This is a genomic window from Pseudorhizobium xiangyangii (assembly GCF_020531965.1).
GTDB lineage: Bacteria > Pseudomonadota > Alphaproteobacteria > Rhizobiales > Rhizobiaceae > Neorhizobium > Neorhizobium xiangyangii.
This window is the reverse complement of record NZ_JAJAWH010000017.1, coordinates 1-25061: the sequence shown is the minus strand read 5'-3', so window position 1 is coordinate 25061 and position 25061 is coordinate 1. Positions and strand designations below refer to the sequence as shown.

Here is a 25061-nt window from a genome sequence, read left to right as displayed (position 1 = left end):
TGAGGTGAAGGCGCTCAGCGCATCAGATGCTCGACCGGCGGCGCGGCGACAAAGCGCCATTTGCGCAAGGGCCCGGCCATGACGTTGAGGTAGTACATCTCAAACCCGTACGGCGCGCCGCAGGGATGATGACCGCGCGGCACGCAGACCACGTCGCCGTCATGCACGGCCATGGTCTCGTTCAATTGCAGGTCGTCGGTATAGACGCGCTGGACGCCGAAACCGTCGGCAGGGTTCAGCCGATGATAATAGGTCTCCTCCAGATAGGTGATGCGGGGAAAATCGTCCTCGTCATGGCGATGGCTCGGATAGCTTGACCAGTGTCCGGCCGGGGTAAACACCTCCGTCACCAGCAGCGAGTCGCAATAGTCCTCATTCTCCATGGCAATGTTGTTGATGTAGCGGGTATTTGCCCCCTCGCCGCGTTGCGTCAGCGTGATCCCGTCCGGTCCGATCTTGCGGGAAGCGTGGCCACCCTTGCCGGGCGCCGAGCAGACGGCGATGACGCAATCCGTCTCCGCGACGGCCACCCAATCACTGCCATTCGGCAGATAGAGGCAATGCGGCGGGCTTTTTTCGAAGACGCTCATGCGCTCGCCCAGAACACCCCAATCGCGGCCAGCGCCTTGAATGCTAGCCTTGCCCTCGACCATGACAAGAATGACTTCGCGGCCGCCGGTGGCTTCCTCTGCGCGCTCGCCGGCACGCAGATGGTATAGGGAGAAGCCGACGTGCCGCCAACCAGCCGAGGCAGGCGTGATCTCATGCACCTTGCCATGGGTGCCAAACGGGCGATGAAGCAGATTGGGCATGGTTTCCTCCTTGACCGCGTGTCAGATGAGACCGGCGTCGATGGCCGCGGCTTTTAACGTCTTCAGTCCAAGAGACTGGTACTTGTAGGGGGTGCGGATCTCCGGATCCTGTTCGGCCTCGATCACGATCCAGCCGTCATAACCTGCCTCCTTGAGGATCGTCAGCAGTGGCGTGAAATCCACAGCACCTTCCTCGTCGCCGGGCACGGTAAAGACACCGGCACGAACGCCGTCCATGAAGGACATGCCTGTTTCGCGAACCTGCCGCATCACGGCGGGACGGACGTTCTTGGCGTGAAAATGGCTGACGCGATCGACATATCTGCGCAACATCGGCGCGGGATCGCTTCCATTTCCACCGAAGTAGCAATGGCCTGCGTCAAACAGCAGTCGCGTCCTCGGGCCTGTTGCGGCCATGAAGGCGTCGATCTCCTCTGGAGTCTCGACGACCGTACCCATATGGTGATGGTAGACGAGCGCTATGCCCTGCGATGCCGTGAAGGCGGCGAGTTCCTCGACCCTGGCGCCAAACAGCAACATGGCGTCGTTTGAGAGCTTCGGGCCTTCCGACAACGGCACCTGCAGACCCTGGATGCTGTTGGAGGTTTCGCAGGCGATGCAGACGGTGCAGCCGTTGTGCTTCAGCTTGTCGAGATGCGGCTGGATCGCCTTTTTCTCGTAATCCACCGATTGCGATAGCAGGTTCAGCGAATACCAGCCGGAAACGAAAGCAAGGCCATGGGTCCCGAGCAATTGTCTCAGCGCTTCCGGATCGTCAGGCCAGCGGTGACCGTTCTCGATTCCGTCAAAGCCGATACCCGCGGCCTCGTGGAGGATCTGTTCTGTCGGAATGTTGGCGCCGAGCGTCTGGTCGTCGTCGTTTGCCCAGGCGATGGGGTTGGTGCCGAAGCGGATCATACCTTGTCCTCAGTTTACGGGTCTCTGTCTGGCGGCGCCTTCGAGGTAACGGCCATAGGCCTGCCGCAGCTTGTCGGTGGTGCCCACCTGGGGGACCGCGACGTCCCACCAATGGCCCGCGTCTCCAAAGCCGGGACCATTGGTCGGGTCTGTCTCGATGACGATGACAGTCGGAATGTCGCGGCCGCGGGCGACAGCGATCTGCGTTTCCAGATCGGCGATGTCTTTCGCTTTCACCGCAAAAGCGCCCATTGACGCCGCATGGCCAACGAAGTCGATCTGCGGCTGCTGTTCAACATTGCAGTCCTTGTAGAGATTGTTGAATGCCTCGCCGCCGCTTGCCTGCTGCAGGCGGTTGATGCAGCCGTAGCCGCGATTGTCAGTCAAAACGACGGTGAACGGCACCTTGCGCATGACCGCAGTCGCCAGTTCCGAATTGGCCATCATGTAAGAGCCGTCGCCGACGAAGCAGACAACCTCACGATCCGGACGGGCGAGCTTCAGCCCCATGGCACCGGCAATCTCATAGCCCATGCAGGAATAGCCGTATTCCATGTGATAGCCACCCTGGCTCGACTGCCACAGAAGCTTGAGCGCACCCGGCATGGTGCCGGCGGCGCACATGGCGATGGCGCTTTCGCCCGTCGCGCGCTGGACCGCTCCGATGACCTGCGCATCTGTCGGCAGACCGTCGGCGGAAGGCGCTGTGCAATGGCGATCGACGGCGGCAAGCCATTCGGTTCGTGATGCGGCATCCGGCGCTGGTGCACGATGCTCGCCGAGGATTTCGCTCAGGCCAACAAGCGCTACCTTGGCGTCGGCCACCAGTCCGGTCGCGCCGTGCTTGTCGGCGTCATAGCCATGGACGTTGATAGAGACTATGCGGCGCTCTTTTGCCTCAAACAGCGACCATGACCCCGTCGTAAAGTCCTGGAAGCGAGTGCCGATCCCGATCACCAGATCCGCCGTGCGAGCGAGCACATTTGCAGCCGCCGAACCGTCAACGCCGGCAGCGCCGAAGTTCAGCGGATGGTTTTGCGGCAGTGCGGACTTGCCTGCCTGCGTTTCGATCACGGGAACCGCGTGGCGCGTGGCAAAATCGGCAAGATCGCGTTCCGCATCGCTGTAGATGACCCCACCGCCGGCGACGATCACCGGCGTCTTCGCCGCGCGAATCATCGTAGCAACATCCTCAAGGTCGCGCCTGTCCGGCGCCGGTCTGCGGATGCGCCAGACCTTGCGCTCGAAAAACGCTTCCGGCCAGTCGTAAGCCTCGGCCTGAACGTCCTGGCAAAAGGAGAGCGTCACCGGTCCGCAATCGGCGGGATCGGTCATCACGCGCATCGCACGCGGCAAAGCCGTCAGAAGTTGCTCCGGCCGTGTAATACGGTCGAAATAGCGGCTGACCGGCCGGAAGCAGTCGTTGGCCGAGACTGTGCCGTCGCCGAAGTCCTCGATCTGCTGCAGCACCGGATCTGGCCGGCGATTGGCGAAGACGTCGCCGGGGATGAAGAGCACGGGCAGCCGGTTGACATGTGCCAGAGCCGCCGCCGTCACCATGTTTGTTGCACCCGGTCCGATGGAGGATGTCACTGCCTGCACCCGCCGGCGCTTCATAGCCTTGGCATAGGCGATGGCTGCATGCGCCATGGTCTGCTCGTTCTGGCCACGCCAGGTGGGTAGCCCATTGCCCGCCTTTTGCAACGCCTCGCCGAGGCCCGCCACATTGCCGTGGCCGAAGATTGCCCAGACACCGTCGACGAAGCGCTCGCCTTCGTCCGTCATCTGCGCGGAGAGCCATTTCACCATCGCCTGTGCGGCCGTCAGTCGAACCATGTTCATGCTGCCTGCTCCCGTGCCTTTTCGCGCGCCGAATCCCATAGTCCGCAAAGCCGCGCATAGCGCTTGGACATTTCGTTCACAGCCGCCTCATCAGCGAGTTCGCCGCAGAACCAGCGACCTGCCACTTCGCCGAAGATCGTGCGTCCCACCGCAAATCCCTTGACCAGATTGAAACGCGCCGCGATCTCGAAACTCTCCGAAAGGTCCGCCTCCGGCGCATCCAGTCCGAGAACGACGATGCCGCGTGTGTGTCTGTCATGGGCTTCGATTGCGGCAATCGCACTCGCCCAGCCGTTATGCGTCTTCAATGGCTCCAGCTTCCACCAGTCGGGATAAATGCCGGCCGCGTAGAACTGGTTGATGAGCGTTGCCACCGTCGCGTCGTCTGTGGGGCCTACTTTGGACGGTATGATCTCCAGCAGGAATTCCAGTTTGTTGCGGCGTGCAGCGTTGAAAAGCTGTCTGACGGTTGTTTCCTGCCCGGCCCGCATCTCGCCTGCGTCGTCCGGATGACAGAAACACAACACCTTCACCACATCCTCGCGCGCCCATTCGACCAGCGTCCCGCTATCGAGCCCGAGTTCTGGCTCGAGCGTCAGCGGACGAGAGCCCGGCCACTCGGTCGGCCGTCCGATCCACAGGCCGGTGCCGGAAGCTCGGTGAAGAGCGGAACGCCCGATGCGATTGTCGCAGAGGATGCCGTACCCGCTTTGGCCCGCCTGTACCCGCAATGCCGCATCGAGGCATAGCTCCTTGAACGAGGCGCCTTTCTCAGGTGAGTAGCCTTCCAACGTCTCCAGTTGCATCCGATGATCGAACGCAAAAACACGCATGGTGGACCAGTCGCCGTTGACACGCGTGTGGCGCGTCGTCGACCAGTGGATTTGCTCCAGATCCGGATCATTGCGCAAATCCGGGCGCACCACGCCGCGATCGAGGAAGAACTGCAACTCCTCCCAGCTCGGGTAGGCCGGCGTGCAGCCATGACGGCTGACGGCGAAAGCGCCGCAGGCGTTGGCATATTTCAGCGATGTCGGCCAATCCTCTCCCGTCATCCAGCCACGCAGCAGCCCGGAAAAGAAGCCGTCGCCGGCGCCGAGCACATTGAACACCTCGATCGGGAAGCCCTGTCCCGTTTGCCCTTTATCTAGGCTGGTGGGGATCTCACCCTCGAAAGCAACTGCACCCAGTGGGCCGCGCTTGCACACGAGCGTTGCGCCACTCACGGAACGCACCGCACCAAGGGCCACGAGCGTATCGGTCGATCCGCCGGCGATGTGGAACTCTTCCTCCGTTCCGACGATCAGGTCAAAGTAATGTAGTGATGATTGCAGTCTGGCCGTGACCTTGGCGCTTTCGACAAAACGGCTTTCACCGTCACCATGACCCGCCACACCCCACAGATTCGGGCGATAATCGATGTCGAGCGCCGTGCGCAGTCCGTACTTGCGGGCAAGGGTCAGTGCCTTGATGACGGCAGCTTCCGTGCGTGGGTGGCTGAGATGCGTTCCGGTAACGACGACCGCTCGGGCGGAGGAAATGAAGTCTTCGTCGATATCATCTTCACAGAGCGCCATGTCCGCACAGTTTTCGCGGTAGAAAATCAAAGGGAACTTCTCGTCATCGCGAATGCCGAGGATCACCAACGCGGTTAGTCGCTCGGGGTCGATCTTCACGCCGTCGGTCGCCACACCTTCGCGGGCTAGCTGTTCCAGGATGAAGCGGCCCATATGCTCGTTGCCGACGCGGCTGATAAGTGCAGTCTTAAGGCCTAGGCGAGCACTGCCGCAGGCGATGTTGGTAGGAGAGCCGCCGATATACTTCTCGAAGGATCCCATGTCCTCCAGCCGACCACCAATTTGTGCGCCATAGAGGTCAACGCCGGCACGGCCGATGGTAATGACATCCAGTGTTTTGGTCACTTTTCTTGCCTTTCAATCCGTATCGCTTTGCCGTTCGAGGCAGCCATCGCGTGAATGATTTTTTCGATCTCCAGCCCATCCGCGAAATCCGGGCCCACATGCGGACCGCCGACAATCGCGAGGAGAAGATCGCGGGCCTCGATCACTTTCTGCTCGTTGAACCCAAAGTTATGGCCCGGCGCCGGGCAGAAGGCGGCGAAATCGGGCTGGCTAGGGCCGGTCAGGTGCCGCACAAAGCCGGCTTCACCCATGCGATGAACCCAAAGCTCGTTCATGTTCTCCTGGTCGAAAACGATCGTTCCCAAAGAGCCATGGACTTCCCATTGCAGGCGGCACTTGCGCCCGCGAGCCACTCGCGAGGTGGCAAATGAGCCTTGTGCACCGGAGGTGAAGCGCAACAGGGCCATGGCGCTGTCTTCGTTTTCGACCTGCTTTGGACCTTCCGGCGAAAGACGTGTGGGGATGGCAATCTGGGTCTGGCCGATCACCTCGGAGACCGGGCCCATGAGGGCCAGCATGTGGCTTACGAGGTGGCAACCGAGATCGCCGAGTGCGCCCAGCCCGCCATCCTCATGTGTCATCCGCCACGACCACGGGAGGAGCGGGTCAGCGGAATAATCCTCGTCATAAACTCCGCGAAACGTCAGCGGCGCACCGATCAATCCCTCGCGGATCATGTCTCGCGCAGCCTGGAACGCAGGATTGCGAAGGTAGTTGTAACCGAGGATTGTTACCTGCCCGGGGTGAGCCGCGGCAGTTGCCGCCATGGCGCTGGCATCCTCCAGCGTCAGCGCCATAGGCTTTTCCAGCCAGACGTGCTTGCCGGCCTTCAATGCCGCCTCGGCCATCGGGCGATGCAAGCCGTTGGGCGCCGTGATCGACACCACGTCGACCGCGGGATCGATGATGGCATCTTCCCACCGCGTGGTTGAACGGAAAAAGCCGAACTGGTCTGCGAACATCTTGGCGGAATGTTCGGTTACATCCGCGAGGATTTCGAGCCTCGGATGCGCGCCACCAAAGACCGCTGCGACGTTTCGCCAGGCCATGGCATGGCATTTGCCCATGAAGCCCGTTCCTATCAGAGCCACACCGAGTTCTGTCTGCGGCATTGAAGTCGACATCTGTTCCCTCGTTTGACCGGCAGTCAGATCGTTCCGCCGAGCGAGCCTTCCAGCTCGGCAAGTTCCTGTCCGCCAGCCATCAGATCTTGCAAGTCGGAGGCACTGATTTCGCCTTTCCGTGCGGTTCCCAGCGTCTGGCCACGGTTGAGCACGGTGAAGCGGTCACCCACAGCCATGGCATGACGGACATTGTGGGAAATGAACACGACGCCAATACCCTGTTTTCGAACGCGATTGATGGTGGCAAGGACGTTGGAGGTCTGGCGTACGCCAAGTGCTGATGTCGGCTCGTCGAGGATAAGCACCTTGGCGCCGAAATAGACCGCCCGTGCGATGGCTACCGTCTGCCTTTCGCCACCCGACAACGTCCCTACCGCTTGATCAGGCCCCCGCAGGTTGATGCCCATCTTGCGCATCTCCGCCATGGTGATCTCGTTGGCCTTGTCGATATCGAAGCGCTTGAAGAGGCCCCTGCCCTTCACCGGTTCGCGCCCCATGAAGAAGTTGCGCGTTACCGACATCAGCGGGATCATCGCGAGATCCTGGAACACCGTGGCTATGCCTGCCTCCATCGCATCGCGGGGGCTGTTGAAGGACATCGGTTTTCCCTCAAGCGTGATCGAACCCTCGGTGGGTTTATGGACGCCAGACATGGTCTTGATGAAGGTCGACTTGCCTGCGCCGTTGTCGCCCAGAAGGCAGTGGCATTCACCGGCGGCCACGTCGAAGGTCACGCCATTCAGCGCGATGACATTGCCATAGTGCTTCTTGATGTTTTCCATGTGGATGATCGGTACGGTCATTTCAGCGCTCCCCGGTCACACGTCTGCGGATGACGTTGTTGAAGATCACAGCCAGGAGAAGCATTGTGCCGAGGAATATCTGGAACCAGTCCTGATCAAACCGGGTATAGGTCAAGCCGATCGTGACCATGCCGAAAATGATCGCACCGAAGAAGGCGCCGATCGCCGAGCCATAGCCTCCGGTCAGCAAGCAGCCGCCGATAACGGCAGTGATGATCGCCTCGAACTCTTTCATGAAGCCGCGGCGAGCGTCGGTGGAGCCGGCGTCGATCACGGTAATGATGGCAACGAGGGCCGCAGCCATCGCGGTCAGCATGAAGAGCGATATCTTGACGCGCCGGACCGGCACGCCGGAATTTGAGGCAGCGAGAGAATCTCCCCCCGTTGCAAAGATCCAGTTTCCGATCGGGGTGCGCAAAAGCACATAAGTGGCAGCCAGCGCGAAAAGAACGAACCAGATGATCTCCACCGGAATGCCAGGTATTTTAGGCGCGCCGGACTTGAAGGTCTCGATCATGCCGGCCGCGGCAAGCCAATCGAAAAGAAAGCCGAATGCGTCGCCGGAAAAGATTGGCGCGAGGAAATCGCCTTCGACGGCATCACGAACCCCGCGCAGCTGCGTGGAGCCGCCGGTAAAGATCTTCAGGCCGACAAGCGCCGCGCCCCGCAGGACAAAGAGGCCTGCCAGTGTGACGATGAAGGAGGGCAGACCTGTGCGTATCACAATGAGGCCGTTGGCTGCGCCCAGCGCGGCGGCAACCCCCAGAGTCAGTGGAATGGCGACGATGAGTGGCAGTCCGGCATTGACGGTCAATGCCGCAAAGACCATGCCGGCGAAAGCGACCATCGAGCCGATGGACAGGTCGAACTCCCCGCCGATCATCAGCATTGCAGCCGCAATTCCGAGAATGCCCAGCTGCGCAGCGGGCGTCATGAAGTTCATGATGCCGGACAGGGTGAACATCGTACGGTCTGCCGTCACCAGGAAGAAGATGGTGACAAGAACGACACCGCCAATGGCTCCCAATTCCGGACGTTTCATCAATTTGGTGGCAAGGGACTCGGACTTGATCCGCTCGTCCGGTTGTCCCAGCTTGGCAGTCGACATGGCGTTCTCCCGATCGGTAGCCGGGCCGCGTATCTATGCGGCCCGGATGATTGCTATGGTTCAGCGGATGCCTTGAGCGGAAAGGTCGATAACCTTGGCTGCAGTGTCCTTGGTCACGAGGTTGGGACCGGAGGCGACATCACCGCCTGGTATAAGGCCGTACTGCGCGTTGAGTGCCAGGAACGACACCGGCAGGTAGCCCTGCAGGAACTGCTGCTGATCGATGGCAAAGGCAGCCTTGCCGTCGGCCACATCCTGGAGGAAGCCGCTCGAAAGGTCGAAGCTGGCGATCATTACATTCTCACGCCCGATGGCCTGAGCGGCCTTGACGGCGGGCTCACCGACAAGCGAGGCGCTCAGTCCGAGTACCGTATCGACATCGGTGTCGGATTCGAGTGCGGCGCGGACCTTGGATTCGACTTCCGCCGGATCATTCTGGGTTGGGATGACCGTGACGGGATTGCCGAAACCTTCGGTGAACCCCTGGCAACGGAGATCGAGCGAAACGTTGCCCACCTCCTGATTGACGCATATGCCCTTCTTGCCGCCCATTTCCGCAAGCTTCTTGCCAGCGGCCTTGCCGGCATCGAATTCCGACTGGCCCACGTGGAGAAGGGCGCCCAGTTCATGGGCGACATCGGATCCCGAATTCATGGAAATGACCGGAATTCCGGCCGCGACCGCACGCTTGATCGCCGGCCCGAGAGCATCGGCGTCGGGGATCGATACCACGAGGCCGGCCGGCTCCTGGTTGACGGCGGCGTCGATCATCTGGCCCATCTGAACCATGTCGAAGGTTTCAGGCGAGCGGAATTCTACATTGACGCCGGTATCCTTGGCGGCCTTCTCGACTCCGTTCTTGACGACAGACCAGAACGGATCGTTCGCCTGGCCGTGGGCAACGACGATAATGTCGGTGGCGAAAGCCGGAAATGCCGAGGCGATGACCGCGACGGTTGCGACTGCTGCTAGTAAGTTCTTCATGTTATCCTCCCAAGTGAGTTCCCTGGACGTCACGTTCCTGACGTCCCTCCATCCGACCACGTAGGGCCGGAACTGAAAGCCGAGGCAATGCTCCCCCAATGCCGCGGCTATCTCCCGACGATGGCCCAAGGCCATCGCAAATATTTACAGCGGGGGTTCGACCGGTCGGCCCGAATTGCGCGATTGCGTTGCCGCCTCTGCCAACGCCAATGCTGCCACCCCGTCCCTCAATGTGATCGGCATGGGGGTGCCATCAAGAATGGCGGATACAAAAGCATCCCACTCCGAAGCATAGGCACGCATGTAGCGCTCCAGGAAGAAGAACTCAGGCTTTGCGCTTGTGACGCCCGCCTTCGTCGCCTTCGACACGGTGTTTTCAAGCACGTTGGCGGCCGACAGCAGTCCCTCGGACCCCAGCAATTCGATACGTTGGTCATAGCCATAAACAGCACGGCGGCTGTTCTTGATGACTGCGATGCGACCATCCGCATATGTGAGCGTTACAACCGCTGTATCCACATCACCGGCGGTGCCGATTTCCGGATCAACGATTGAAGTGCCGACTGCGTGGACGGATTTGGGCATCTCACCCATGATAAAATTCGCCATGTCGAAATCATGGATCATCATGTCACGAAACAGCCCGCCAGACAGCTTGACGTAGCTGATCGGCGGCGGCGCCGGATCAAACGAGGTAATCGAAAGCAGTTCCGGTTTGCCGATTTCGCCGGCTTCGACGGATGCCTTGATCGCGGCGAAATTGCTGTCGAAGCGGCGATTAAAGCCAACCATGACCGGCATCCCGCTACCAGAAACCGCTGCAAGGCATTTTTTGGCGCGGTCCAGAGACAAGTCAACCGGCTTTTCGCACAGTACGGCTTTGCCTGCCGCCGTTGCCTTTTCAATGAATTCCGAATGGGTATCAGTCGAAGTCGCAATCAGCACGGCGTCGATTGAGTTGTCTTGAAGCATCTCCTCGGAGCTGATCGCCTTTGCGCCGTAGACTTTCGCAAGGGAGCGAGCAGCGTCTTCGTTCACGTCCGACACGGCAACCAGTTCGCTTCTGGCATGGCCGGCAATATTTACAGCATGTACGCGACCGATACGCCCAGCGCCCAGCAAACCGATTTTCACCACAAATAACCTCCCGATCGCGGCTTGATCCCGTTCCTGAGCGGACTATCTCCATTTTTGCTCTCGCGAGCAAGATGAAAATGCTCCCGTGAGCAAAATTTTCTCGGGGCAAGATAAAAAGGCCCTATCAATTGACCGCGAACCGATACAAGACGGAGGTAGGAGAACAGAATGGCAGGTGAAAAAAAGCCCGCTTTTGCCGGCCACGTAACGGCAGACGACGTGGCCGTTGCTGCAGGGGTATCGCGCTGGACGGTCAATCGCGCCTTCCGGAAAGACGCATCCATATCGACCAAGAGCCTGGAGAAGGTCATGGTCGCTGCGGAACGGCTCGGCTACGTGCCGGACCTGCGGGCCGCAAGTCTTGCGTCCGACCGGTCGAATCTCGTGGCACTTCTCATCGACGACTTCGCAAATCCACACAAGCTGGTGATGATGGAGCACCTGACCCGCATATTGCGGCGTGAGGGATGGGATATCCTGCTCGTCAACACTCTTAACAGGGACGATGCCGGGCATGCGCTGCTGAATGCCAGCCAGCGGCGTGTCGATGCGGTGATCCTGATCGGCATCCAGTTTGACGACGAGGTCCTGGAGACCGCCCTTCATGCCCGGCGCTTTCGCAAACTGATTATTTTCGCCCGAACTTCGCGCAACCCGAACACCATTTCTATCGCCGTGGACGATGTGCATGCGATGAAGGAAATCGCCAACTACGTGCATGAACGGGGATATCGCCGACCGATGTTTCTGGCCGGGCCACGCACCTATTCAGCCCACCTCCTGCGCAAGGAAACCTTCGTCGAATACTGGCGCGGACATTTTGGCGTCGAGCCCGAGACGGTTGCAGTCGCCGCCTATGATCCGGCATTGGCCGCCGATATCGTCACGGATACGCTGGCCGGGCGCAATGCAGAGGCGCTGCCGGACATCATCGTTTGCGAGAACGATGCGCTTGCGATCGGAGCCATGGACGTGATCCGCCACAAGTTGCGTTTACGCGTCTCCGAAGACATTGCCATAACCGGGTTCGACGATGTGCCTCAGGCTGACAGTCCGAATTATCGGCTGACGACCTACCGCCAACCAATCTCCGATATGGTCGAGTACCTCGTCGAGGTTCTCGGAAGCTCCGAAGATCGGGATTTCGACCGCCTTTTCCAGGGAAAGCTGATTGCAAGGGAAAGCGCCTAGCTCCCATTAGGATGAGAGCGACTTCATTTCAGTGCTGAAATTTGCTGCCGGCGTCCGGATGCTCTGCATCGAACTTAAGGGAGATATGATCCTCACCCCATCCCCCACCTTCCGGCCGTTAAAATTACCAGAGGGCTAAAAACGAAAAAGCCCGCCGCGGGAGGAGGTGCGGCAGGCTTTTCCAAAAGAACCGAACAGCAGCTGGGAGGAGGAGTGCTGCTGTTCCTACAGGCGTCCCTGGGAGGAGGAGTGGGCCACCTGAAACACGAAGCTTTGCGGGAGGAGGTGCATCGCTTCGATGAAAACCATCATACCCTGATAGCGCTTATTTCAAAGAGCTTATGCTGCAGTGCAGCTATGCACCAATCGCGCAGCTAAGGCGGCCTTCGCCTCGGCTGCGCACGGGCCGTCATGTAGGATTGGCTCGTTTGTGCATGATTGACAGGTCGGCGCGGCAGGAATGGCGGCGGTTCCAACAGAATCCGGGCGCGCGCAAATGGCAAGGGCATTGACCGCCTGTTCCAACCGTTCCATAGCCCTGAGATAAGCAATCTCGCGAGGTCTAAATTTTGCCCGTTTGACCTAATTCAAAGCGTCAGCTCGCATCACTCAGCGATCTCCAGGATCATTCTTTGCTTAAGCAATAGCACTCTCACAGACGCTGCGCCCGCGCATGCAGATTTCAAATTGGATATGGAAATGGGAAACTTGAGCAGGATGAAGGCTCTCTCCAACGGATGGAAAGCGCTCTTGCTTAGTACTTCGGTTTTTGCAGCCGTGCCTGTTGGCGCCACGCCAGCCCTCGTGGTGGATGTAGCGACGCAGGCCGTCCTCCATGCGGAAGATGCCGGTGTCCCGTGGTATCCGGCCTCCACGACGAAACTCATGACTGTCTTTGTTGTCTTCGAAGCGTTGCGATCAGGCCAAGTCACGATGGACACGCCGGTGGTAATTTCGCGGCACGCGATGAGCCAAGCATCGCTTGAAGCCGGGCTCTCTGTCGGTCGCGCCATGACCCTGGAGGATGCGCTTTTCGCCGTCATCGCAGGTTCCACTAACGATGTTGCTGTAGCATTGGCTGAGACTGTGGCTTCCAATGACGCGACCTTCGTCGAACGCATGAACGATGCAGCCAAAAGACTTGGTTTGACGGCGACCCACTTCGCCAACCCAAATGGGCTCTTCGACCGGACGCAACATTCTACGGCACGAGACCTGGCGCTGCTGGGGATCCGTATCGACCAGAGCTTTCCCGAGTACAGGTACTTTTTTCAGGCAGCAGGAGTTGTCGTCGATGGGAAAGAGGTGGCTTCCTCCAATGAGCTTTTGGCCCATTTCCCGGGAACCACGGGGATGAAGACAGGTTTCATCTGTGCATCAGGCCGTAACATGGTTGCTTTGGCTCAGCGCAACGGCCGACGTGTTATGGTGGTTCTCCTGGGCGCAACGACTGAACGGGAGCGTAGCGAACGTACCGCTCAGTTTTTGACGCAGGCCTTTGACGGCACACTCGGATCGCACCTCGGTTCACTTGAAGCGCTATCGAACCGCCCAGATGTTCAACCCGAAGATATGCGCCTGCGGCTTTGCAGCGATCAGACTGCAGCTTATGAGGCCGGTCGGGAAGCGATGTACCCAATGGGCCTGCCAGGGCATCAGACATTTCTTGGACCCGAGATGCCTGTCAGCAAGCACATAATTCGCACATGGGCGATCGAGAACGTTGCGGACGTTCCAAAGCCGTTACAGAGGCCGCCCCTCCAGTAATGGGCCTCACCAGCCTAGACTTGAACCAGGTTTCGGCACAAAGGCTCGCCTTGTCTCGCGAACGGTATTCGATGCTCGAGACGTTGGACCAAGCGCTTCAGTGTCTCGCTACGCCGGTGCACAGCTGAGTGGCCGTCGATATCTGAATGCTCAGCGGGAAGAATGGCAAACGTGAAGAATAACCAGTCCACGCCACGAGCAGCCGCATGGATGGCTACGTCTATCGCCCTGCTTCTCCTTATGGCCGTTTCGGGCCGGGTTATCACGCGGGAGATTGACGTTTTCCAGGTCATGGAGATGCTGGAGTGCTCCCCGTTTCACCGGACAGGTCAGCTAGGTTGATTTAGCCCTGATGAACTGCCGAGGGGAAGCCATCTTGAGCGCGGAATGCGGATGGATTTCGTTGTAGTCTTCGATCCATCCGTCGATGAGCCGGAGCGCTGTTTCGGCGTCCGGAACCTGGGATATACGGACATAGTCCCGCTTTAGGGTTTTGACGAAAGCCTCGGACATTCCATTCGACTGGGGGCTCGCGACCGGGGTGAAGCAGGGCGTGAGGTTGAGCGCCTGCGCGAACAGCCTGGTGTCCCGCGCCGTATAAGCTGAGCCATTGTCCGAGAGATGCTCGATAGCGTGTGGGGCTCTCGTTGCACCAAAGCGCTTCTCGACCGCCTCCAGCATCATGTCGCGCACGTCCGAGCCGGAGATGCCTGCATTTGCGACCGCTGTCCAGGCGATGATCTCTCGGTCAAAGGCGTCGATGATGAAGGCGAGCCGGATAACCTCGCCATTCCAGCAGGTGAACTCCAGACCATCCGAGCACCAGCGCAGGTTCGAGCGCATGACCATGACCTTGCCATCGTGGATACGGCCCTTGCGAACGGCCGTATGCTTCTCCAGCAGCATCGCGTGGCTGCCCATGATGCGATGAACCCGTTTGGCGTTGACGACAGGCTTATCGGCGGCTCGCCTTTCGCGATTGAGGAGCGCGGCGATCCGCCGATAGCCATAGGTTGGCCTTTGATCCACCAGCCTGCGAATGGCGGGCAGAAGTTCAGCATCCTCGGCCTTATGGTAGGGACCGCGCGGCTTCGATCTGCCTTTCAACCGCTCGACGAGGTTTGAACGGGAAACACCGAGGGTGTCTGCGACGGTCTTCATCGGGAACCGTCCTTCGGCAACAAGATCGGCCGCGATATCCGTTTTTTTGAGTCCGCTTTGGAAAGGGCCTCGCGGAGGATTTCCACCTCCATCGTCTTGCGGCCGAGTATGCGCTCCAACTCGCGGACGCGGTCTTCCAGCTTCTTCACTTCCGAATTGCCGACAACCGGCTCGTCAGATTCCACGGCTGCAGCACCTCCCTCGCTCAAGAGCCTGCGCCACCGGTAAAGCAGATTGGGCGCAACGCCATGGCGGCGAGCGGTCGAAGATACCGTCTCGCCTGGCTCAAAACTCTGCTCAATGATTGTCAGCTTCTGCTCGGTTGTCCACCGCCTGCGGCGGACATCACCCGTCAGCAATTCAACGTGTCGGTACTCGTTAGACATAAGCCTGTCCTCAAGCATGTGCTTGAGCCTTTCTGCTTATGCCGACTGTTCGGTCGAAAGGGGGTGCAGTTCAGATGCGCTCCGTCATCGCCTTCTTCATGCTATTGCCACTTGTCTATCGCGAGGGCGGCATCAGGGCGATGCGGACCAGTATTCTACCCAGCCACATAGGCCGCAACGTCGCCCACTATGTCGGTCAGTTCGCATGGCTGATGGGCCTCACAATGATTCCCCTGGCCCAGGTTATTGCCATCGAATTTACTGCGCCGATCTGGGTGGCTCTCATGGCGGCGGCTTTTCTTGGCGAGCGACTGACATGGCGCAAGTGCATGGCGATCCTGTTTGGCCTTGCCGGCGTCCTGCTCATCGTGCGGCCCGGCTCGGTGCCACTCGATCCGGGGCATCTGGTCGTGCTGGGAGCCGCTTTTGTATTTGCCATATCGTTCATCATGACAAAAGCCCTGACGCGTTCGGACAGCGCGACGAAGATCATCTTCTGGATGCTTATCATCCAGTCTGTCATCGGACTTGTTCCGGCGCTGAAAGTGTGGATCTGGCCATCCGCCGCGGTATGGCCATGGATATTCCTCATCGCATTCTCAGGCACATTCGCACATTTTTGCATGGCCAAAGCACTGTCCTATGCCGAGGCTACGCTGGTGATGCCCATGGACTATCTGCGGGTGCCGTTGTCGGCGCTATTGGGTTATCTGTTATACACCGAAACCATTGACGGTTTTACGGCCTTGGGGGCGGCACTGGTTCTCGCTGGCAACCTTTTCAACCTTCGTCGACCGAACGGCGTTCGCCGGTCGTGTCCGTCTCTATAAAGTAGAGACCAGGCGGCGCCTGCCGGAATACTGTGCATGGCCGCATCACAACTTGCCTGGCATGCTAGCCTGATCCGGGCGCTGTAGCCCCCGCCGCATTGCACTCGATGCTAAGGCTGCGCTGGATCTCGTGCGGTGATTCTGGCGAAAAGCCTTCGGAGCTATCCGGATGCTGCCGTTCTGCGTCGATGTATTGCCGGGGCCTTATGGTTTCCACCGGTTAAGTTTTGTCGGAACCGTGCCAAAAAATCGTGCGTTTTCAGATGGGTAGGCCTCTGTCGGCGGCAGATTGTGTCGTGTGACTGGCGTCAACTGGGCCGTTCATTGTGGACGGTTCGTGCGAATCGTGGTCTATCTCTTGGCGGTCTTTAGTCGGCAAACCGGTCTTGAGCCGCTAAGAGGGAAAAATGGCGATAGCACGACAAGCAGAAGCGGTGGTTACTTCCAAGGAAGATGCCGGTAGTAAGATTACGCGCCACGCTACCCTCCTGTCGGGACAGTTGCAGCAGCTTCGAACTCGGATGTATCCGCCGACGGCGGAAAAGAGCTTGCGGCATTTCCTCACCAATGAAGTCTCCAAGCTGACATCTATACCTGACTCGACCCTCAAATTGATGTCCAGCGAAGGCCGTGGTCCCATCCCGGGCAGGCTCGAGAATAATCACCGGGTCTATACGCTCGCGCAAATCAACGAATTGCGCGAAATGTTCGCCGCCCAGAAGCCCGGCGATGCTCTACGCTTCTTGCCGAGGCGTCGGGGGGGCGAGCACCTGCAAGTACTCGCGATAGCCAACTTCAAGGGCGGCAGCGCGAAGACGACGACTTGTGTGCATCTGGCCCATTATCTCGCTTTGCAGGGTTATCGTGTCCTTGCGCTCGATCTGGACCCCCAGGCATCGCTTTCCGCCATGTTTGGTGCGCAACCGGAAGTCGACGTTGGTGCCAACGAGACGATTTATGCCGCATTGCGCTACGATGACGCCGATCGGCGTCCTATCCGCGATATTATTCGCAAGACATATTTCGACGGTATCGACCTTATTCCAAGCAATCTGGAGGTTATGGAATACGAGCATGAGACGCCTCGTGTCCTTGCCAATAAATCCAGCGATGGCGCGATCTTCTTTGAGAGGCTGAAACTTGCTCTCGCTGAGGTTGAGCAGGATTACGATATCGTGATCCTGGACACGCCGCCGTCATTGGGCTTTCTGACCCTGAGCGCAATCTACGCCGCGACGAGCATGATCATCACGGTTCACCCGGCGATGCTCGACGTCGCTTCGATGAGCCAGTTTTTGCTCATGATGGGCGACCTCATTAGCGTTCTGAATGAGAACGGTGCGCAGTTGGACCAAGACTTCATCCGTTATCTCATCACGCGACATGATCCAAATGATGCGCCGCAGTCGCAGGTCGTGGCGATGCTTCGCCATCTCTTCGGTTCTGACGTTCTGCTGCCAACGGCAATCGAGAGCACCGCAGTCGAAGCTGCGGGGCTCGCCAAGAAATCACTCTATGAACTTGAGATGGGGCAGATCGGCCGTGACACGCATAAACGCGCTCGCGAGGCAGTGGATGCGGTCAACGAAGGCGTCATACGCTTGATCAATGCAAGTTGGGGCCGGGAATGACAAAGAGCCCCAGAAAGTCGATTGTCGCCAGCTTCGGTCTGCTTTCCGCGGAACTCGAAGGCGAACAGAATGCGTCGGCTCCCGCGGAGCAATCTCCTCAGCCGGCAGGCGGCAATCGCGTCGGTGCGGGCGTGATCGGTGCCGCTCACAGGGCCATCGACGACATCAGAGCCGAGCGAGACATGCTAAAGGCACTGGTCGATGCCGGTGGCGTATCCGTATTTGAGTTGGATACGTCTCTCATCGATCCGTCCCCCTTTCCGGATCGCCTGCCAGATGACGACGGGGACGATTTCGACGTATTTAAGCATTCAATGGACATCGACGGGCAAAAGGTGCCGATCCAGGTGCGGCGTCACCCCAACACCCCGGGGCGCTATCAGATCGTATACGGTCATCGGCGCTGGCGTGCGGCCAAGGAACTCGGCCGAACCGTTCGTGCGATCGAAGTCGATATCTCGGATCTGGATCTGGTGGTCGCGCAGGGTATCGAGAATGCCAGTCGGCAAGATCTCACCTGGATTGAGCGAACATTGTTTGCATGGCGCATGGATGATGCAGGCATCAAGCCGCGTGACATCTATGCGGCTCTGGCAATCGATGACGCAGAACTAGCTCGTATGCGCAGCGTATACCGCGCGGTTCCAGCGGACCTCATCGAGGCAATCGGGCGGGCGCCGAAGGTGGGACGACCGCGTTGGGTGGAATTTGCCAAGGCCTTGGCCAGTGAAGCCGATGCCCTTGCGACTGTGCGGCGTACCCTTGCCGCGAACCGCAATAGCGCACTTGGCTCTGACCAGCGGTTTCAGCGGGCGTACCAGGCGGTCAGGACCGTCCCGACGTCTACCGGCGGAGGTCTCGGCGAGCTTACGGATGCCGAAGGCACCAGACTTGGTGCCTTGAAGCTCTCCTCAAAGGAAGTTCGGATTTCAGCCGAGGGATCGCTTGGAGCGGAGTTCGTAAAGTTCGTTGGGAAGGAACTGCCAGCACTCGTTGAGCGGTTTTCCCGAGAACGGAAACGCTGAAAAACCCTGACAGCTGTCAGGGAATACGCTGAATAGAAGACGAAAGGATCATAGCAAAAGAAAAAGGCCCCCTTAACGTTTCCGTCGTGGAAGCCTCTCTCTGGATTTAGCACTTCGAGAATCGCATTTCCACGAACATCAGTCAAGAGTCTTTGGCGCGGTTTTGGGCGAGCGGATTTCTTTTGCCTTTTGAGAGGTGAAGGAAAATGGAAAGAGGACATGTCACGACGCCCTTTGGGCGGCGGCCGATGACGCTCGCCTTGGTAAGGCAGCAAGTTGCGACGGCAGACATCAAGCCGGGTTCGTCGGTGGACAAGTGGAAAGTGTTTCGCGCGGCCTGTGCCGCGAGAGATTTCTTGAAAGTCCAAGATCGGAGCCTCGCGGTACTTGATGCCTTGTTGAGTTTCTACCCCGAATCTGAACTCCGCCAGGACGGTCAGCTAATTGTTTTCCCGTCCAACGAGCAGTTGATGGTGCGCGCCCATGGTATCGCAGCCGCCACGCTGCGACGTCATATTGCAGTGCTCGTCGATGCGGGCCTTATCGTTCGCAAGGACAGTGCGAACGGCAAACGCTATGCACGCAAGAGCCGTGCCGGAGAGGTGGAGGAGGCCTACGGCTTTGACCTGTCACCGTTACTCGCGCGAGCAGAAGAACTCGAGCAGTTGGCGCAGCGCGTTATAGCCGAACGTCAGGAGTTCCGCCGGACAAGGGAAGCTCTGACGATCTGCCGGCGCGACGTACGGAAGCTTATTAGCGCGGCGATGGAAGAGGGCGCCGACGGAAACTGGGGGCAGCTTGAAGCCATGTACGTGGAGCTAGTGGCACGGATTCCGCGCAATCCGAACGCTGGTGAATTGAAAGCACTGCTTGATGAGTTGGGATTGTTGCACGAGGAAGTCGTAAGCAGTTTGAACCAAAACAATTTTTCTGAAAATACCAGCGCCAATGATGCTCATTTTGGGCGTCATATACAGAATTCAAATACCGATTACCCAACTGAACTTGAACCCAGCTCTCGAAAAGAGCAGGAGGAAAAATTGGCGGGCAATCAGGGAACTCGCAATCCGATGAAAGCCTTTCCATTGGGATTGGTTTTAAGGGCGTGCCCGCAAATACTGGATTATGGTCAAGGGGGCGCCATAACTGGGTGGCGCGATCTGATGGCAGCGGCGGTCGTCGTCCGTACGATGCTTGGCGTCAGCCCCTCTGCCTATCAGGATGCTTGCGACGCAATGGGGCCCGAGAATGCAGCGGTCGCTATGGCATGCATGCTTGAGCGAGCGGGCCACATCAATTCCCCTGGGGGCTATCTTCGCGATCTTTCCCGAAAGGCCGAGCGAGGAGAATTCTCCCTCGGCCCGATGGTAATGGCCTTGTTGCGGGCCAATGGGCATGGAGACCGGCAGGTGAGTTAGAGGCCGCGGCGCCGATTTAGCTCGGCACCGCGTTCAGGTGAGATTACTTGCCGGTAGCTCTTCTTGGCTTGCAGGCATTGCGATCGGCGCTGACGCTCACAATGCTGACGGGGACTGCCGCCTTGGACCGAACTTCGGTTCGATTCACGAAATGTTCGACGCGGCGTTTTTAGTCGGCGTCGTCGTTCCGACCATTTTTTGGTGAGGCATGCCTAAGGGTTTTTTTGGGGGGTCTTTGCGGGATATAGGTCAAACACACGCAGAAATCTCTGCCCCCGTGAGGAAGTGCCCTGGTCGGGTAGCCAACGATCTGAACTTCCGGCCTGTTTTGCGGCGGTGTCGGAAATGACGCCTTAAGGCTCTTGTGTCCGCTTATTTGGAAATACTCCGCGTGGAGCGGAGGGTAGTTCGGATCTTCCTAGGTAAAGGGGGGCTCCGGTCAAATGAGATAAATTTCGACCTGTGCGATCACCCGACCGAGAAGCTATAGCGTCGCCGTTGGAGATCAATGCGATATTGCTGCTGTCCATACGTCGCTTGAGCATGGACAGGCGAACATTTGCATGCCGAAACTAGAGTTTGCCGACTATCGAGACGATTAAGCCAACACCGGCCCGGGCCCCCTGCCCTTTCCGACCATTCGACCGCATCTTCTACATCGGATGCGGATACCTCTTTGGTTGAGAGGCCTTGCGAGTCTCTGCCAAGTTGACGGCTGGGCCTGCGTAGCCGCTAAGGCCAAAATCTAGGTCGTGGCGCGCTACAGCTGGATGTTAGACGCCGTGAAACTGCTGCTGACAACTTGATCTCTGGCCGAACTGGCGTCTACGAAACACTGGTCGATCAGCGTTGAGCACCTCGAATCCCATCCATGTCTGGTGGAAGGTTTAGAACGTCGGCGTTTACATCCGCCGCTTGAAGGCCAGAACGTTTACGTCGGGAGCTTCAGCAGCTGTATGCTCAACGCAGCATCCTCTTCGGCATCGATCATGACCAAGTCACCATTCTGGACGGGCAATTGAGGATCGCCAATCCGGTTGCTTTCGACGCTGGGATAAAAGTCCGGCAATCTATGCCGGGATCGGCTCCAAGGCTGCGCAAATGAATCCTCTCCTCCCGACGGTGGTTACACTGCGCAAGTCGCTCTCAGAAATCACGAAGGCCCTAGTTGCTGCGAGATATAAATTCATTGGCAGGATATTGATCCCTTGGTGGGGTGGGTACTTGTTGCTGAGTGATGGGCTCTTGGCTGCGACGTCCCCAGATGGTCTGAATAATATAGCTAAGTAGAGGTACGTCTCCGGGGGAATGTTCCTAAACGCTGACTGCCTGCCAACACGCTGGGTGAGGTCCTCCCCTTCCCCATTTTGATCCAGGTGGCGGCGGGGGTAACGATACATGTGGAATGCGTTCGCGGAGGTATCGGTGAAGTTTACCTCGCTGGGTCAAACTCTTAGCCCTTGGATATCGAGACGGCCTGCGGCTGCGAGCGCAACATGTCAGAAACATTGATCGGTCTGATGGGTGCGTCCGAGCTGTGTGTTCGAGAGCTGGAACCTCTGCCGCATTGAGTACCCGTTCCGTGGATGACGATTGCGCAGTTCCAGGGATCTTGGGATGCAGTGCCCATCGGGCGTTCGTGTTCTGAACATAGCCTGCATTTCCAAGATAGTTGGTGCATTCTTCTAGTTGGTTTGTTGGTTTTCGCTAGTGTTCCGACGTGTCTCCATGTGTCTTTGATTGTCCGCTTTTGTGCCAATCGCATCCAGTGTTTGATCTTGGAGAATGCCTGCTCGATCAGATCAAGGTCTGGCCAGTATGGCGGAAGGAACCAGCGGCGTGCGCCGGCCGCGCCTTGATGGTGTCGCACAGGTGCTGCTTTGTGGCTGTTGTCCCCGATTTGAGAACGAGCATAAGTTGCTGTTCGCCATAGGCAAGAGACCATTAGCCGTGATCTGTCCATCGAAGATGCAAACGGTGGTCAACCGGTCGCAACCCACGGCGCCCAGAGAGGTCAGCGTCTGCCAGTGACCACGGAGCAAAAGCACGCAGCCGCTGACCTTTCGGCCCCCAGCCTCTGATCGGCGTGATATTCGTCTTGGTCCAGGACTCACCGATGAAGACGTGACGCTCGGGATCGAGGTGAGCCGCGTGACGCCAGCTCACCCTTCAAACCATGCACCGCCAGGTGCGGGTTCTCTGCGAGCCGCTTGATGGGGAATGCTCGGGGCGGTTCCGGAATGTGTTTTCGGTGGCAGCCCATCCTGCCGGAGTGAACCGAACCGGACGCGCGATGCGGTTGAGGCAACCTCACCACAGACGACACGGGAACTTGAAGCGTAAGGCCACCGTTTGGTGGCTTTCGCCTCTCAAGATAGCGGCGACGACGCGCTCACGAAGGTCATTCGATTAAGGCTGTTTCGTCGGATGCTGACCTCTTCCAAGCCAGAATCTTGAATCACATCAAAGTTGATTTGGAAACATCACGACCTTGGGAAATGAGGGTTTGCTTGTCTTATGACTTTCTGCGCCGAAGGGGTAAATGTGAACCGCTGCGTGAGGGTGACCGGGGACACGCCGACCTCCGTGGCGATGTGCTTGCCGGTCAGCCGCTGGCGACGAAGGCGCGACAATCCGCTCGACCAGCACCTGATTCGTCTGTCTCGGACTGGTTTTGGGCCGGGATGAAAATCCATCATCCCAGCCCGTCTTTGTATCCTGAACCACCTGACCCAGCGCGAGTTGATCTTTGCCGAGACGCCGTAGAGACTAGCAGCTTCGGATCTGGATAGACGTCCTTCGACAAACCTTAGACGCCATTTCCTCTCGATGGATCCGCGTCAAGCGGGGATTCATGTGGATGTTCATTCGGGACGATCCTCGAAAACTGTTGTGTGTTAGGTCCAGTCTCCTAACTCGGCCGCGAATGGCCAACCACCGTGAAGCTCACAGCTCACAGCTCGTGGCTCTTGCTGGCATCTTCGGCACAGGATGGTCTGCCAGAATGGCGCCGCGTTAGGTGACTTGGGCGTGCAATATCCTGAAGTTGGCCTTGCTTCTTCCTGGTTGGTCTCAAACAGCTGATGCTGGGTCCAAAGGGACAGGCCATGCGGAAAGGGTTTCATCGCGCCGCAGAGGTGGAGATCATTCGCGCCTTCGGCGACGTCTCTACCGGATGCCAGCGTGAATGGTAGAGAATTACACCCGCGGGAACAGAGAAATGGTCATGTACACTCATTCCGGGAGTTTTTCAGGTATTGGTTGCTTCCTACGTACGTTTGGAGATGGGCGGTATAATTGTCGATATGCGAGCCCATCAGTGCACGTGCGCGTTGAGCGTTGCCGTCACGTATATGCGAATAGATCTCTTCATGTTCGGCTTGAGCCTTTTCCAGCGTCTGGCGTGGTCCTGGCCCAGAAATGCGCACTACTCCAGCGATCAAGGCATTGAATTTGTTATATAATAATGAATAAATGTCGTTTCCGAGCGATTGTACAATTGCGCGGTGAAATAGCGTATCGCCTTCGGTAAATTGAAGATGGTTGTTTTCCCGGGCGGAACTGCGCATCTTATCGAGCGCGCTGCTGACACCCATCGACAGCCTCCCCTCCCCGGCCGCAAGTCGGCCGACGACGTCCAGTTCGATCATTCGGCGAACGTCCATGACCTGAACGAGATGGGAAGTGTCGCGGGTGATCAATGACCCAACGGAAGCCGCAAGTGTATCGATGAACAGGTCCAGATCGTCGCGCACGACCTCTGCCAATTCGCCATGACGGCGCCTTATAAGGCCCTTGGTCTCCAAAATATGTAAGGCCTCCCGCACGGAGCGCGTACTTACGTCGTACACGCGGGCAAGCTCCGCTTCAGAGGGCAGCCGCTGCCCCACCTGCAATTGACGCGACAGGACGCGTCTCTCGATATCCGAAACCACCCGCGTATTTAGCTTGCGGCGGTGGTACTCAGCCGATGACGATGTGTTTGCCATGGGGCCGTTCCATGAGGCATGGCGAGATTTTATCCGCCATGCGGGTGAATTTATAGGATGTAAAAAGTAAATGGAGCGCGCCGTGATGCTCGCTGGCTCCGACTGAGGCCAAGGGGGCGGTGGCGCTACGCCCCCCTGCTTCGAACTCCGTGGAAGACAAGGTTCAAAGCGGGGTGACCTCGGGACAGCATACCTTCGTTCCTTTGATGCCAGAGCGTTGTCCAATGGTCCCGGCATTTATAGATATGACATATGACATATCCACAAGATTGTCCATCGGTCGATACCTTCCGTCGAAAAGGAGACCTATGTTATTGTTTAGTGTCGCTGCAGCTGGATCTGCATTGGGTGAGACGTCGGCGTTTTCCGGCCTTGGATGGCAGGTCAATAGTGAAACGTTTTGATACCGCCCGCTCCTTGGCCTTGGCGGGGGATTTTCCGAACACGTCTCTTGCGCACTATGCAGAGAGTGCGCCAGCTGGTGGTCCAGCCGAAGCTATTTGCCTGAGACATGCTTGTTGGATGAGCCATTGGAACCTGGCAGGTGGACGTGTAGGCAGAAGGCGGCCGCAAGCGACATGAGGGTCGGGTGGTGTCGGTTGGGAGGGGCCCCCTCGCCGCTTCTCATTTCTTTGAATGCAATTGCGATAACGGATTTCTGCGATGGATTCGACAGAATGATTGTCAGCCTGCCCTTGAGATTTGTCCTCCGGTAACCTTTTCATTCCGGATTAAGGTTGCCTGCCGATCGGCGGGCATTTGGCGGGGCAATGTCGATGTTGGTAACGGTGACGGTGATGGGTGGCTGCGCATGCTCTTTTGGAGCTCCGCGTGCGCGTGTTGGTAAGGCGTCAGGTTCATAGCGGCCGTCGCCCCAAGAGTCGTTCGGGGCAAAATCCTGTCAGCTGACAGGATTCGGGGCCAGATGCCTGACTAGGCGTCGTTCAACGCCTAGACATAGTTTCTGCAGCTCCGATCAGTCGTGCCGGCGAAACCCTGTCAGCTGACAGGGT

16 protein-coding genes and 3 pseudogenes are annotated in these 25061 nt (G+C 58.4%); 6 read left to right on the top strand and 13 right to left on the bottom strand.

The window, feature by feature from the left end; all coding sequences use genetic code 11:
• Window positions 1–14: 14 nt before the first annotated feature.
• The 9 genes from iolB to iolG all read right to left on the bottom strand — a co-directional run bounded on the left by iolB (window position 15) and on the right by iolG (window position 10650).
• On the bottom strand, window positions 15–812 hold the full coding sequence (gene iolB / locus LH464_RS15985) for a 5-deoxy-glucuronate isomerase (protein WP_226787398.1): 798 nt from the start codon (window positions 810–812) through the stop codon (window positions 15–17).
• Between the two features lie 21 nt (window positions 813–833).
• Entirely contained in the window at window positions 834–1730 is an 897-nt protein-coding gene (gene iolE, locus LH464_RS15980; RefSeq protein ID WP_226787397.1) for a myo-inosose-2 dehydratase, read from the bottom strand.
• A gap of 9 nt (window positions 1731–1739) precedes the next feature.
• Window positions 1740–3572, bottom strand: coding sequence for a 3D-(3,5/4)-trihydroxycyclohexane-1,2-dione acylhydrolase (decyclizing) (gene iolD, locus LH464_RS15975; RefSeq protein ID WP_226787396.1), 1833 nt, complete (start codon window positions 3570–3572; stop codon window positions 1740–1742).
• On the bottom strand, window positions 3569–5494 hold the full coding sequence (locus tag LH464_RS15970; RefSeq protein ID WP_226787395.1) for a bifunctional 5-dehydro-2-deoxygluconokinase/5-dehydro-2-deoxyphosphogluconate aldolase: 1926 nt from the start codon (window positions 5492–5494) through the stop codon (window positions 3569–3571). Before LH464_RS15970 ends, iolD begins: the two co-directional genes overlap by 4 nt.
• On the bottom strand, window positions 5491–6618 hold the full coding sequence (locus LH464_RS15965; RefSeq protein WP_226787394.1) for a Gfo/Idh/MocA family protein: 1128 nt from the start codon (window positions 6616–6618) through the stop codon (window positions 5491–5493). The genes LH464_RS15970 and LH464_RS15965 overlap by 4 nt, the downstream gene beginning before the upstream one ends.
• 23 nt (window positions 6619–6641) lie before the next feature.
• Window positions 6642–7421 (bottom strand): ATP-binding cassette domain-containing protein, encoded by a 780-nt coding sequence (locus LH464_RS15960; protein WP_226787393.1) that lies wholly within the window; start codon window positions 7419–7421, stop codon window positions 6642–6644.
• 1 nt (window position 7422) lies between these two features.
• Window positions 7423–8529 carry an ABC transporter permease gene (locus LH464_RS15955; protein ID WP_226787392.1) on the bottom strand — a complete coding sequence of 369 codons (1107 nt, stop codon included), beginning with the start codon at window positions 8527–8529 and terminating at the stop codon, window positions 7423–7425.
• Window positions 8530–8589: 60 nt separating this feature from the next.
• Window positions 8590–9513 carry a sugar ABC transporter substrate-binding protein gene (locus LH464_RS15950; protein WP_226787391.1) on the bottom strand — a complete coding sequence of 308 codons (924 nt, stop codon included), beginning with the start codon at window positions 9511–9513 and terminating at the stop codon, window positions 8590–8592.
• 144 nt (window positions 9514–9657) lie between these two features.
• Window positions 9658–10650: an inositol 2-dehydrogenase gene (iolG, locus tag LH464_RS15945; RefSeq protein WP_226787390.1), complete on the bottom strand. Its 993-nt coding sequence runs from the start codon at window positions 10648–10650 to the stop codon at window positions 9658–9660.
• Between the two features lie 168 nt (window positions 10651–10818).
• Between iolG and LH464_RS15940 the strand changes: the two genes are divergently transcribed.
• On the top strand, window positions 10819–11841 hold the full coding sequence (locus tag LH464_RS15940) for a LacI family DNA-binding transcriptional regulator (protein WP_226787389.1): 1023 nt from the start codon (window positions 10819–10821) through the stop codon (window positions 11839–11841).
• Between the two features lie 717 nt (window positions 11842–12558).
• On the top strand, window positions 12559–13608 hold the full coding sequence (locus LH464_RS15935; protein WP_226787388.1) for a D-alanyl-D-alanine carboxypeptidase family protein: 1050 nt from the start codon (window positions 12559–12561) through the stop codon (window positions 13606–13608).
• A gap of 333 nt (window positions 13609–13941) precedes the next feature.
• Here LH464_RS15935 and LH464_RS15930 read toward each other — a convergent pair.
• A protein-coding gene (locus LH464_RS15930; protein WP_390624993.1) for an IS3 family transposase occupies window positions 13942–15173 on the bottom strand; the annotation gives its coding sequence in 2 pieces (ribosomal slippage) (window positions 13942–14822 and window positions 14822–15173; 1233 coding nt in all).
• Between the two features lie 50 nt (window positions 15174–15223).
• Between LH464_RS15930 and LH464_RS15925 the strand changes: the two are divergent.
• From LH464_RS15925 to repC, 4 genes and pseudogenes are all read left to right on the top strand, one after another.
• Window positions 15224–15985 (top strand): annotated as a pseudogene (locus LH464_RS15925) (DMT family transporter); the annotation flags it as partial.
• A gap of 407 nt (window positions 15986–16392) precedes the next feature.
• The gene (gene repA / locus LH464_RS15920; protein WP_226787386.1) at window positions 16393–17616 is read left to right on the top strand and encodes a plasmid partitioning protein RepA; all 1224 of its coding nucleotides are present in this window, start codon (window positions 16393–16395) and stop codon (window positions 17614–17616) included.
• Window positions 17613–18641: a plasmid partitioning protein RepB gene (gene repB, locus LH464_RS15915; protein WP_226787385.1), complete on the top strand. Its 1029-nt coding sequence runs from the start codon at window positions 17613–17615 to the stop codon at window positions 18639–18641. Before repA ends, repB begins: the two co-directional genes overlap by 4 nt.
• Before the next feature lie 206 nt (window positions 18642–18847).
• Window positions 18848–20059: a plasmid replication protein RepC gene (repC, locus tag LH464_RS15910; protein ID WP_226787384.1), complete on the top strand. Its 1212-nt coding sequence runs from the start codon at window positions 18848–18850 to the stop codon at window positions 20057–20059.
• Between the two features lie 1650 nt (window positions 20060–21709).
• Here the strand turns inward: repC and LH464_RS15905 are convergent.
• The 3 genes and pseudogenes from LH464_RS15905 to LH464_RS15895 all read right to left on the bottom strand — a co-directional run.
• Window positions 21710–22435: pseudogene (locus LH464_RS15905) on the bottom strand (transposase); the annotation flags it as partial.
• Between the two features lie 176 nt (window positions 22436–22611).
• Window positions 22612–22927: pseudogene (locus LH464_RS15900) on the bottom strand (leucine zipper domain-containing protein); the annotation flags it as partial.
• 356 nt (window positions 22928–23283) lie between these two features.
• Window positions 23284–24048 (bottom strand): FadR/GntR family transcriptional regulator, encoded by a 765-nt coding sequence (locus LH464_RS15895; protein ID WP_226787383.1) that lies wholly within the window; start codon window positions 24046–24048, stop codon window positions 23284–23286.
• Window positions 24049–25061 lie beyond the last annotated feature (1013 nt).